At 35.0% G+C, this 11,360-nt stretch carries 15 protein-coding genes and 1 riboswitch; of the genes, 4 read left to right on the plus strand and 11 right to left on the minus strand.

Going from position 1 to position 11,360, the window contains the following annotated elements:
• Positions 1 to 363: 363 nt before the first annotated feature.
• The 7 genes from ADJ83_RS05065 to ADJ83_RS05095 form a co-directional block, all read right to left on the minus strand.
• Positions 364 to 1,056: a hypothetical protein gene (locus tag ADJ83_RS05065; protein WP_031538777.1), complete on the minus strand. Its 693-nt coding sequence runs from the start codon at positions 1,054 to 1,056 to the stop codon at positions 364 to 366.
• Complete coding sequence (locus ADJ83_RS05070; protein ID WP_231512580.1) at positions 1,046 to 1,537, minus strand: RNA polymerase sigma factor; 492 nt, start codon at positions 1,535 to 1,537, stop codon at positions 1,046 to 1,048. Before ADJ83_RS05070 ends, ADJ83_RS05065 begins: the two co-directional genes overlap by 11 nt.
• A 180-nt stretch (positions 1,538 to 1,717) precedes the next feature.
• Entirely contained in the window at positions 1,718 to 2,281 is a 564-nt protein-coding gene (gene folE, locus ADJ83_RS05075) for a GTP cyclohydrolase I FolE (protein WP_031538781.1), read from the minus strand.
• A 32-nt stretch (positions 2,282 to 2,313) separates the two neighbouring features.
• Positions 2,314 to 3,042 carry a 7-carboxy-7-deazaguanine synthase QueE gene (queE, locus tag ADJ83_RS05080; protein WP_031538782.1) on the minus strand — a complete coding sequence of 243 codons (729 nt, stop codon included), beginning with the start codon at positions 3,040 to 3,042 and terminating at the stop codon, positions 2,314 to 2,316.
• Positions 3,039 to 3,518, minus strand: coding sequence for a 6-carboxytetrahydropterin synthase QueD (queD, locus tag ADJ83_RS05085; RefSeq protein ID WP_031538783.1), 480 nt, complete (start codon positions 3,516 to 3,518; stop codon positions 3,039 to 3,041). Before queD ends, queE begins: the two co-directional genes overlap by 4 nt.
• Positions 3,519 to 3,522: 4 nt before the next feature.
• Positions 3,523 to 4,200, minus strand: a complete 678-nt coding sequence (gene queC, locus ADJ83_RS05090; protein ID WP_275044146.1) for a 7-cyano-7-deazaguanine synthase QueC — start codon at positions 4,198 to 4,200, stop codon at positions 3,523 to 3,525.
• Between the two features lie 35 nt (positions 4,201 to 4,235).
• Positions 4,236 to 4,278, minus strand: a riboswitch (PreQ1 riboswitch).
• Between the two features lie 110 nt (positions 4,279 to 4,388).
• A complete protein-coding gene (locus ADJ83_RS05095; protein WP_048717129.1) occupies positions 4,389 to 5,276 on the minus strand; it encodes a CPBP family intramembrane glutamic endopeptidase in 888 nt (295 codons plus the stop codon).
• A 246-nt stretch (positions 5,277 to 5,522) separates the two neighbouring features.
• Here ADJ83_RS05095 and ADJ83_RS05100 point away from each other — a divergent pair, with 246 nt between their 5' ends.
• Entirely contained in the window at positions 5,523 to 5,735 is a 213-nt protein-coding gene (locus ADJ83_RS05100) for a helix-turn-helix transcriptional regulator (RefSeq protein ID WP_048717131.1), read from the plus strand.
• Between the two features lie 81 nt (positions 5,736 to 5,816).
• On the opposite strand, the gene ADJ83_RS05105 is transcribed toward ADJ83_RS05100, so the two are convergent.
• From ADJ83_RS05105 to ADJ83_RS05120, 4 genes are all read right to left on the minus strand, one after another.
• Positions 5,817 to 6,674: a GNAT family N-acetyltransferase gene (locus tag ADJ83_RS05105; RefSeq protein WP_048717133.1), complete on the minus strand. Its 858-nt coding sequence runs from the start codon at positions 6,672 to 6,674 to the stop codon at positions 5,817 to 5,819.
• 197 nt (positions 6,675 to 6,871) lie between these two features.
• Positions 6,872 to 7,570, minus strand: coding sequence for an SDR family oxidoreductase (locus ADJ83_RS05110; protein ID WP_048717135.1), 699 nt, complete (start codon positions 7,568 to 7,570; stop codon positions 6,872 to 6,874).
• A gap of 50 nt (positions 7,571 to 7,620) precedes the next feature.
• Entirely contained in the window at positions 7,621 to 7,995 is a 375-nt protein-coding gene (locus ADJ83_RS05115; protein WP_048717137.1) for a hypothetical protein, read from the minus strand.
• A gap of 279 nt (positions 7,996 to 8,274) precedes the next feature.
• Positions 8,275 to 9,723 carry an amidase family protein gene (locus ADJ83_RS05120; protein WP_048717139.1) on the minus strand — a complete coding sequence of 483 codons (1,449 nt, stop codon included), beginning with the start codon at positions 9,721 to 9,723 and terminating at the stop codon, positions 8,275 to 8,277.
• Between the two features lie 124 nt (positions 9,724 to 9,847).
• On the opposite strand from ADJ83_RS05120, the gene ADJ83_RS05125 reads away from it, so the two are divergent.
• The 3 genes from ADJ83_RS05125 to ADJ83_RS05135 all read left to right on the plus strand — a co-directional run.
• A complete protein-coding gene (locus ADJ83_RS05125) occupies positions 9,848 to 10,345 on the plus strand; it encodes a GNAT family N-acetyltransferase (protein ID WP_048717141.1) in 498 nt (165 codons plus the stop codon).
• A gap of 100 nt (positions 10,346 to 10,445) precedes the next feature.
• Positions 10,446 to 10,766 carry a transposase gene (locus ADJ83_RS05130; RefSeq protein WP_016200952.1) on the plus strand — a complete coding sequence of 107 codons (321 nt, stop codon included), beginning with the start codon at positions 10,446 to 10,448 and terminating at the stop codon, positions 10,764 to 10,766.
• Between the two features lie 8 nt (positions 10,767 to 10,774).
• Positions 10,775 to 11,360: IS3 family transposase (locus ADJ83_RS05135; RefSeq protein ID WP_048717144.1), on the plus strand; the 586-nt coding region annotated here is incomplete at its 3' end.

The raw sequence follows: 11,360 nt of genomic DNA on the forward strand, positions 1-11,360 counted from the left end.
TAATAATTACTATATAAGCGAAATTTTTCCGTCTATTTTTCAACTCAGATGCTTTTCCTTATACCCCAACAAATAAGTGCGGATCCTCTCGAACCCTCGATACTCAAAACGGCACTGCAAATGTCAACTGACTTGACAGCTTTTTTATTTGTACAGTACTTATTGTCCATCATAGTATCCTTTTAATGGATGTGCTTTGCTTTTTTGTTTTGACAGTTTCACATATTTGATGGTTTATTATGAAGTTAAGCATTGTATCAAGTTCATCTCAATTGTTAAATGTATTCCGAACCATTCCACTTTCGGATTAAAATATACTTTTAAAAAATAACAATTTTTGTGAATCACCTTACTTTTTTTAATTTATTTGCTTAATTGATCGATAAGTTCAAAGTAATTGATATTCATAGCTTCTATTTTATGTTCTTCATTTAGATTTGCTTGCCCAGTAATCATTCCTACTGCTGCTGAGGTACTGCCTTCCTTTTGATATTCTACTTTCGCAGAAAAATTATAAATAATTTCCGCTGAATTGGTTTTTTCACATTTAATATCCAGTGCCCTTAACTTGTAATGATGTCTCTCAGGTTCAATCCATACTACCGAACCGTAGATTGATATATATTCATCGAATGCTCTATCACTTGCAAAATATTCTCTATATAAAGCCTTTTCATATTCCCTTAACCCTTTAATTTCTCCCTCCTCTTCTGTATCTGTATTATTCATTATTTTTTCCCATTCTTCATCTGGACTTGTAAAGTTATTTTTTATAACAGCTTCGATTGTTTTTATATTCTCTTCTTCTTGTTTTGTTATATAATCCTTTTGATTGGAGTCTGAATCATAGGGTAATGTACTTAATCCAAGTGGTATTAGGATAATGATAAATGCTACAGCAGCTAAATATGGGAGTAATCTGAATGATATCCCACTCTTTTTCCGAGTCGAAGAAACCTGTATCCATAACTCTTCCTTAACTCCATTAGGTACTTTAATAGAGTTAAGTTCCTTTTCTAATTGTTCCTTTATTATTTCTTCTTGATTATTCGTCACTTCTACCTTCACCTCCTGTTTGGTACTGTTCAAATATTTTTTGTTTCGCACGAAATATTCTTGATTTGACTGTTCCTAATTTAATGGAAAGTAGCTTAGCTATTTCTTTCTCCGTAAGATCATCCATATACTTTAAAATTAAGACTTGTTTATGTTCAGGTGGTAAGTTAGCTAAATAATTTTCTAATTCATCTTTCTGATAATTAGAATCATCAGAATTTAAGACATAGTTTTCTTCTTCAAACATATAGGCCGATTGTCTTTTATTTTTATTATAGATATCAATAGCAGTACGTGTAGCAATTGTAGTTATCCAAGCATTCAGACTTGAGGGTTTATTTATCTTTCCAAGATTTTTAAACACCTTTATAAAGGTATCATGTGTAGCATCCTTCGCTAGCTCCTCATTTTTTAAAATATAAAAAGTTGTTTTAAATACCTTTTCAAAAAAGATTTCATAAATTTCCCTTTCGTTTAACACACTAATTTCGAACACCTCCCTTTATCTATAAAGACTCGTTAATAGATGGAAAAGTTCCTTTTTTCTTACCAAATTTCTCACTCACTTTTGTATAGAAGGTTTATTGAAAAGCATATAAGTTAATAAAAAAAATCCTGCTAATAACAGGATTTTTTCAAAAATTCAATACAAATGTCATGCCTATTTAATCATCGCAAATACTTCTGCACGCTTATCACTGTCTGTTTGGAAAACACCACGAACTGCAGAAGTAACTGTGCTAGCACCAGGCTTTTTCACCCCACGCATGGTCATACACATATGCTCTGCTTCCACTACAACCATCACTCCATGTGGTTCAAGTGTTTCCATCATTGTATCTGCAACAGTGGACGTAATTCTCTCTTGAAGCTGCGGACGTTTCGAAACTGCCTCGACTGCTCTTGCAAGTTTGCTTAATCCAGCGACTCTTCCTCCCTTAGGAATATAAGCTACATGTGCTTTTCCGTAAAAAGGAACTAAGTGATGCTCACACATGGAGTAAAAGGGAATATCCTTCACTAATACCAATTCTTCATGGTCTTCATGAAAAATCGTTTCAAAATATTCTTTTGGATCGATTGTAAGTCCCGAAAAAACCTCTTCATACATTTTTGCTACACGTTTTGGAGTATCCAATAATCCTTCTCTATTAGGATCCTCTCCAACCGCTTCTAATAATAAGCGAATTGCTTCCTCTATTTGAGGAATATTCATTTTACTCATTCCGTAATCCTCCTAAATGTCTTCCCGGTTGTCTACACTCCACGCTTATTTCCCCAAATATACGTATGTAGCTGTGGAAGTACCTTTACATTTTTGAACTCATGATCAAGCATTGTTTTATCAATCAGCCACTCGTATTTAGTCAGTAATTGCTGTACTAATTGCGCGTTATCGATAGTTTTATTATCTTCGTTACCAACCTGCAGGAAAAAAGGAACATCTGGATAACGTAGATGAACCTTTTTCGCATATTCATAATCTTCGTCTGAAAATACAACTACCTTTAGACTCATATAATTACTTCGATTTGCATCTCTTAATCTTTGCATAATCGCATCTAATATGTCAAAATCCGTGTTCATTTTCGAGCTAGGCGGTTTTGGTGAAATAGTTAGCTCATCAATATCCACAAACCAATCCTGCCATTTACTTCCCTGCGTTTCAAGACCGATTTTTATTCCTTTTTCTTTTAATAAATCTACCAGAAAAGAAAGATTTTTCAATAGGGCAGGATTCCCTCCAGACAGTGTTACAAATGAGAAGCCATTGCCGCCTAAGCGAACTAATTCATCCCATATTTCTTCAGCCTGCATTTGCTTAATTAGATCTTTCCCGCTTCCATCCCATGTAAAAGCAGAATCACACCAAGCACAGGAATAATCGCAACCTGCCGTTCTGACAAACATCGTTTTTTGACCAATGACCATTCCTTCTCCTTGAATCGTTGGTCCGAATATCTCCATTACAGGTACTTTACTCACTCTCCAATCCACTCCCTTCTCATTTCTGCATAACTAGTAGGAGTTTCAAAGAGACGCACAAATTCCACTCTTGCCCCATTATTTGCTTGTTTCATCTCATCCTTTTTCAATGCTTCTTCCATTTTTTCAAATATCCAATAAACAATATTTTCTGCAGTTGTATTCATTGGTGGAAGTGTTTCATTTAAATAACGATGATCCAAATAAATTTCGATTTCCTTTTTCCATATCTTCTTAATATCACCAAAATCAATCATCAATCCACGGTCATCTAAATATCCGCTAATACCGAAAACAACCTTATACGTATGTCCATGAAGATTCATGCATTTACCTTCGTAGGCATGCAAGTGATGTGATGCATCAAAGGTAAACTCTTTGCTAACCATAACGCGCTTATGATGATATTTTAATTGCTTAGAAGAAATATCCTCCCCAAACTTTTGCAATCTATCAACTATTCGAAAATCATGCATTCTCTTATACCCCCTTTCGAACAGCTAAATAATCATCCAAGCCTTTTTTACGTAGCTTACAAGCAGGACATTCTCCACAGCCATCTGCAACCATTCCGTTATAACATGTTAGTGTCTTTTCGCGAACAAATTCGAACGCACCTAACTCATCTGCAAGCCCCCAGGTTTCTGCTTTATTTAACCACATTAGTGGAGTATGAATGACAAATTGATTGTCCATTGAAAGGTTTAAAGTTACATTCAATGATTTAATAAAAATGTCACGGCAATCTGGATAGCCACTAAAATCTGTCTCACAAACGCCAGTTACAATATGTTTTGCTTCAATCTGGCTTGCTAATACACCCGCGAATGACATAAATAATAAATTGCGTCCAGGAACAAAAGTAGAAGGCAATGCGCCATCTTTTCCTTCTTCAACCGCAATATCGTCTCTTGTTAAAGCATTTGGCGCAAGCTGATTTAGCAAGGACATATCAAGAATATGATGTTTAATGCCAAGCTCTTCTGTAATCTTTTTCGCACATTCAATTTCTGTAATATGTCTTTGATTGTAGTCAAACGTAACAGCTACTACTTCTTTGAAGTTTTTCATTGCCCAAAATAGACAGGTAGTGCTATCTTGACCACCACTAAATACAACAACCGCTTTTTCGTTTTTCATTTCCAAAATCTCCTTCATATAGAAAAAACAGCACTACTAAGAAAGCAGTCCTGTTTTTCTTAGTTTTTTAAAGAGGGTAGCTAGAACCTCCACCGTAACATACGGATTTTGCTATATAATTGGTTTAACTCGACTTATTATAACGTAAATTAAGCAATTATTCTATGAGAATATTACTTTTTCTCCGTATAAGATTTAAATGAACACTATGCTAATCTTTTCTTTGTATATAAATTGGTCACAATGTAGCCACAAGCAATCATTAAAGTAGCTAGTATTCCTCCTTCTAGACCAAAGGAACCACCTGTTAACCAATCATTTCCCATAGAAACATCAATACCGTAAAGGCCATATGGAGTCGTTCCACTAACTGGGAAGCCAAACACATTTCCTTGGAAATAATTCCACGTTATATGATAGCCAATCGGCATCCATAGGCTTTTTGTCTTATCATACATATAGGCAAACAAGAGCCCTACTAGAAAAATATTAACAATTCCGAGGATGGCGACATTCGGATTCCACATATGTGCAATGCCAAAAATAAATGCTGAGATGATATATACGACAGTTTTAGAGTTACCGTTATCCGCAAGCGTGGACATTATATAGCCTCTAAACGTTAGTTCCTCTGAAAACCCTACTAATATAAAAAATAAAAGATAGGCTATTGTGTAAGTAGAAAAATGTGGCGAACCAATTGAATTAGCTATCTCTATATTTTTTGTGAATAATAGAATTAAAAATATAACGACGATAGACACTGCACCAAGAGCTAAACCAGTGAAAAAATCTGGAGAAAACTTTTTAAAACCCATTTCTGAAATTCTCTTCTTATTAACAAACTTCCATAAAAGAAACAAGATTGCGATACCACCGATCATCCCTATTCCCTGAGACAAAAGAGAGAGGGGAGAACCATCTAATACCTGATTAATCATTTCATCAGAAATATCAGGATTAATTTGAGATTCAATAATGACAGCTATAATCATACCTGGGGCTGAAAGAATCAATTGTGCTATCATTGTAGCCAATAAAGCTAACAAAATAATCCAACCAGATCTTATCTTACCTAACTTATTTTTGAACATATATGCCTCCATTTTTTTGGCTTTCTTCATTATTATATCTATTTCCACTTGGAAAATATATACTTTATTACGTAGCAATAACATCAAAATTATTGTCTATTATTCGGAGAATTCTACAGAATAGTGCGATAGAAACAGGAAGATTAGGCACATTTAAATTTTGCGTAGGAATGGTTAGTTAGTTTATTTTTGGGTATAGAATAATACTACTACATAAAATATTATGAAAAGATTGGAACGATTATCATGATTCGATTTGAAAATGATATGGAACTACGAAAGGATTTAGAAAAGGAATTAATCTCTACCTCAGAAGTTACCGAGCTATTAGGATGCACTCGGCAATATATCCACGAATGTGTTAAAAAAGGGATTTTAGACCCTCTAAAAGTAGGCAACAAAGAAAGGATTTATTTAAAGTCAGATATAATGGCACATATAAACAGAAAGAGAAAATGACTAATATCATTTTCTCTTTCTTAAAATCAACTCTTTTCTCCGTCTACCATTACTTCCTTTACATCTTTTATTCTTTTATGATTATCCATAAGCCTGTGCTGCAATCGCATATAAGCAATTATTTCTTTTTGGGAATGCTTCGATATTTTTCACCATTACTGGAGGACGATTTACTATTTGAAATCCTAGCTTCTGTAGCTCTTCCATTATGGTGTTTTTTCCTTCCACTATATCTATTCTTATACTTCCTTGATTGTTTGCAATGATTGTCTTAATAAGGAGAATTGCCTGTTCATCATCTTGTGCTACAATAGGACCGATAACTAGATTACTAGGTTTTTTTACAGTAAGAGCATATCCAACCATTACTCCTTTTCTATCCTTTAGTACAAGTGAATCTTTTGCCTGTTTTATTCTGTTCTCTAGGAACAGCACTCTTGAACTTCCAAATGCTGCTTGGTCTAATACAAGCATTTCTTCTAAATCTGTTTTCACGAATTGATGTATAGTATAGCCATCTAATACAAGCTTCATTTGCTTACCTTTCCCAAGAAGCTTTGTTACATGGCTATATTCCTTAAACGATAATTTTTCATAAACAGGTCTGCCTTCTTTTGTCGCAATTAACATAAGAGCCATATTTCTTGGCAATTGGTTCATACAATGAATCAGCAACACTTTCGCTAGTCCTCTTCCTCGATAGTTCGGGTGAACAATTACCATGCCGATAGATGCTAGCTTAGCTCCATAAGGAATAATTGCAGCACAGGATACTACTATCTTCTCTAACGTTATGTGACCAAACATAGTTCCGGAAACGAGTAGAGTTTGGATTTCTTCCAAGTCATAATCCCAGCCAACAATAGTAGCTAAGGAAAGCAAGTCATTCATATGAGATTTATTTAACTGTTGCATCGTTATTAATTCTTCGTTATTCATCAAATACTCCTTCCTTGTAAATCAACAGAAAATTATAAATAATATTTCTATTATAATAGGTAACTTCCATCAGTGGGGATTTTTTCTTTTTCATTTTAGTCAATAACACCTTTAGGAAGCTGTCCTGTTCATACAAAAAAGAATCAGAAAATCTTTGCTCCATGCAAGATCATTCTGATTCTTCCCCTACCTATCTATTAAATTTTCATTTCTTTCCCAGTAAAATCAATAAATCCTAATTCGCTAGTTATGTCTAGCTTTCCTTCTAAAATATCAAGGATACCATTTGCTGACTCTTCTGGATAGCCTGTTGCGTTGTCGCCACCCATATCTGTTTTAATCCAGCCAGGATGAACAGCATATACAGCTATGTCTTTGTCTTTTACATAGCTGGATAATTGAACGGTAAACATATTTAGGGCTGCTTTCGAAATTCCATATGGAAAGTCTCCGCCATAGGCATTATGAATACTTCCCGCTTCTGAAGAGATATTAATAACTGCCTGTTTTTTCCCTTTATATAAAAGGGGTAGGAAATGTTTCATTATTCTCATCGGTCCTAATACATTGACATCCATCGTAAACTGAACCTGATTAAAATCGAGCTCTTCAATTGGCTTTCCCCGTTCTGCGAGGACTCCTGCGTTATTAATAATGCCGTCAATAGAATCAACATCTTTTACTGCTAGTTCAGCTGCTTTTGCAATCGACTCTTCATTTGTAACATCAAGAAAATATGTATACACATTGTCTGGAAATTGTTTTTTCAATCGATTGATAGGTGAATCTTCTACAACCGATCGTACCCCCGCAAGTACTGTATGTCCTCTTTCCACAGCCGTTTTAGCAAGGTGAATCCCTAATCCCCGATTAGCCCCTGTAAGAACAATTTTCATTCCATACACTCCCATTCTTTTTGAACATCAACGAACTTTTCGCTGGATGCTTATCCTTTTTCTGGCTGAATTTCCGTATGAAGCGCTTTAAAAAATTGCTGTATATATTTATAGCTGGAGCCGAAATCCCCTAAAGCTCCTTCCTTTGAACAATAAATATCAATTGCTGATTGCATTCCTGCTAGTTTATAAACAGTAATAATCATTAAGCTAGATCCTTTGCTCAATACGATTTCCCCACGATCTGTATCGACTTTTTTTAAATCCCAATTTGACATTTTTCTTTCTACTACATTTTTTACTGTTTCCATCAAGCGATCACGACTTTTTTTATAATAACGTGTCTTTAATTCAGGAACCTTAGGCTGTTCCTTTGTTTCCTCAAAACTTTTAAATATTCCTACAAGCACACGTGTTAAAGACAATTCTTTTTCCTCCCCGATTCACGAAATCTACTATTTTTCTAACATCCATTAGTATAGAACTTCCAACTAGATGGTTTTTTTACACCATTTTTGGGTTACGCCAGTAAAATGTAAGAGCTTTCTTTTTCTTTTCATTATATCTTATATTAAAACATCAATCTAGATTAAACTATTTAGGTTTGTAAATCTCAAGCTGATTCTTCTTATTAATATAATATACTGTCCCATAACGAAGCTTATGCCAAAAAAGCAGTGTACCTATATACACTGCTTCCCTTCTTAGTTCCCCTTATCCAATACCGGTGGCGTTCGATGCTTTGTTGCTTGTTCATAGCTATATGCCATTTCTATTAAACTAGGTTCACTATAAGCTAATCCTGAGAATGTTATCCCCATTGGCTTACCTTTTGGTGTATAGCCTGCTGGAACAGTAATAGATGGGTATCCTGCTTTTGCAGGCATTGCACAACCTAAATATTTCGCAAATAATAACCCATCTAATTGATTTTCTTTCATCGTTATATCGATTCCTTCTGTTGTAGAAAGTCTAAGATCTGTTTCTCGATGCTCTTTATACTTTGCATCTTCCAAATCCCCATTTAATGTTTCACAATACTCAAGAATCGTCTGACCATATTTAACCAGGTCTGGATGCTTTTTATTAAATGTAATAACCTCGCTTAATGAATGAACAGGCACTTCTTCAGAAAGTTTGTGTAAATAGTTATCTATGCCATATTTAAATTCATGGTAGAGAACAATAGAATCGAATTTTTCACGGGGAATGGTAACATCAAGCAAGATAGCCCCTTGCTTTGTTAATTCTTCCATCGCCTCTTCAAACAGAGCTACTTCCTCTTCCTCTTCAGGAAAAAAGGTGCGATCAATTCCAATTCGTTTCCCTTTTAGCCCATCTGTTTTCAAAAATGTCGTATAATCACTTGGCTTCCCCATACTTGTTTGTGTCACTTCATCTTTTTCATCCACACCAGCAATGATCCCTAATAGAATTGCTGCATCACGAACGGTTCTTGTCATTGGACCTGCCGTATCTTGACTGTGAGCTAGTGGGATAATTCCCGTACGGCTAACGAGACCAAGTGTAGGTTTTATTCCAACAAGTGAATTATTACTAGCGGGACTAAGAATGGATCCAGAGGTTTCAGTTCCTATTCCAACCACTGCAAAATTAGCTGCAATGCTTGCACCAGTTCCCGAGCTTGAACCACCTACATCCCAAACACCAGGACCATATGGATTCATGACCTGTCCCCCTAAAGAGCTATAGCCATTAGGCATATCTAATTCCGTAATGAAATTGGCAAATTCAGAGAGGTTAGCCTTTCCAATAATAACAGCTCCTGCTTCTCGAAGCTTTTTAACAATAAAAGCATCCTCTTTAGCAAAATTATGTTCTAATGCAATCGAGCCTGCAGTTGTTGCCATCGAATCATTTGTATCAATATTGTCCTTTATAATAACAGGAATGCCATAAAGTGGTCCCACTTGATGGAGTACCTTCCTTTTTTCATCTAGCTCTGCTGCAATTTCTAATGCATCAGGGTTTATTTCCCTAATAGAGCATAATGCAGGATCAAATGATGCAATTCGATTTAAATATTGCTTGGTCAGCTCCAATGAAGTAATTGCACCAGACTCCAAGGCTTTCTGTATATCTAAAATAGTTGTTTCTTCTATATTATATGGAATGCTACTTTCTGTTTTCATGTTTTCTTCTACCCCCTTCTCCTTTTCTCTAGTATAGCCTGTTCAAATTCTCCCGAGAAGCAGAATCTACTATTTTATCAAAATATTTCGATATGATATAATTTCCCATAAAAAGGAGCAAACAATCATGTATCACTTTCAACTTATTACACAAGAACAAGCAGAAGAAATTGCATATCACTGGCATTATGATGGAATTTATGGATTTTATGACATGGAGGCAGATGAAGAGGATTTAGCTGCGTTTCTTGATAGTGAACAAAGAAATGAGTCCATTTACGCTGTCACAGAAGAAAATCAACTTATCGGTTTTTTTAGTGTAAACAAAGGAGAAAATAATACAATCGATATCGGTCTTGGTTTAAGACCTGATTTAACAGGTCAGAACAAAGGTTATACGTTTTTAACAATTGGGATGAATTATATAATAGAGCATTTTTCCCCTTCCTTTATTAGCTTGGCGGTTGCGACATTTAATAAGCGTGCTATTAAGGTTTATAGGAAAGCAGGATTTAAAGAAACAACTACGTTTATCCAATCGACAAATGGCGGAGATTTTGAATTTGTTAATATGATTTATACTTGTTCCCCTTCAGCTAAAAAAAGTGTTGATTTCGTGTAAAGGAAACTGGACTAACCTAAAATAGTGAGACAATATAAAACACCTCCAAAATGGCAATACTTGAGATAAGTATTGTGACATTATTCGGAGGTGTTTTTGCGTGGGCAAAAAAACTGTATATACAAAAGAGATTAAATGGGCGGTAGTAAGAGATAAGCTTGAAGGAAAATTAACAACACGGGAAATTATGAACAAATACAAAATCAAAAATAAAACTCAAATTGAAACTTGGATGAGATGGTACAAAAATGGAGAAATGTATCGGTTTGATCAGCCAATTGGTAAACAATATACATTTGGGCATGGGCCCGATTCTTTAAGTAAGGACGAGCGAATAAGTAATCAACTAACTCACCTAAAAATGGAGAATGAAATTCTAAAAAAGTATATGGCGATGAGAAAGGAGTCGATAAAGGGCTAGTAGTACAATTGGTTGAACAATTTCGTGAAAAATATACCGTTACTTCCATTTTAAAAGTTTTAGGGATTCCACGTGCTAGCTATTATCGTTGGACTAAAGGGTTTGGTGAATATCGGAATGAACATGAAGAGTTAATTATTGAAATCTGTAAGGCTACTAAATATAGAAATGGTCATAGGAAAATTAGAGCTATTCTAAAGCGAGAACATCATATTCATCTTAATAGGAACACAGTTCAAAACATTATGCAGAAGCATCATTTGCAGTGTAAGGTGAAACCAAAACGCAAGTGGAAATCGCAGGGAGAAAGTGAAGTCATTGTACCTAATATTCTTAATCGTGATTTTAGTGCAAGTAAACCAAATGAGAAGTGGGTAACGGACATTACGTATATCCAGTATGGCAGCGAAACATTATATCTGTCTACGATTATGGATTTGTATAATAATGAAATCGTAGCTTATAAGATTTATAATCATCAACAAACGACATTAGTAATTGATACACTGCAGGATGCTTTGGATAAACGCAATCAGCCAGAAGGAGTTATTATACACTCCGATCAGGGGAGTGTGTATACATCGTATACTTTTC

It is taken from the genome of Bacillus sp. 522_BSPC (assembly GCF_001076885.1).
In the GTDB taxonomy this organism is placed as follows: domain Bacteria; phylum Bacillota; class Bacilli; order Bacillales; family Cytobacillaceae; genus Niallia; species Niallia hominis.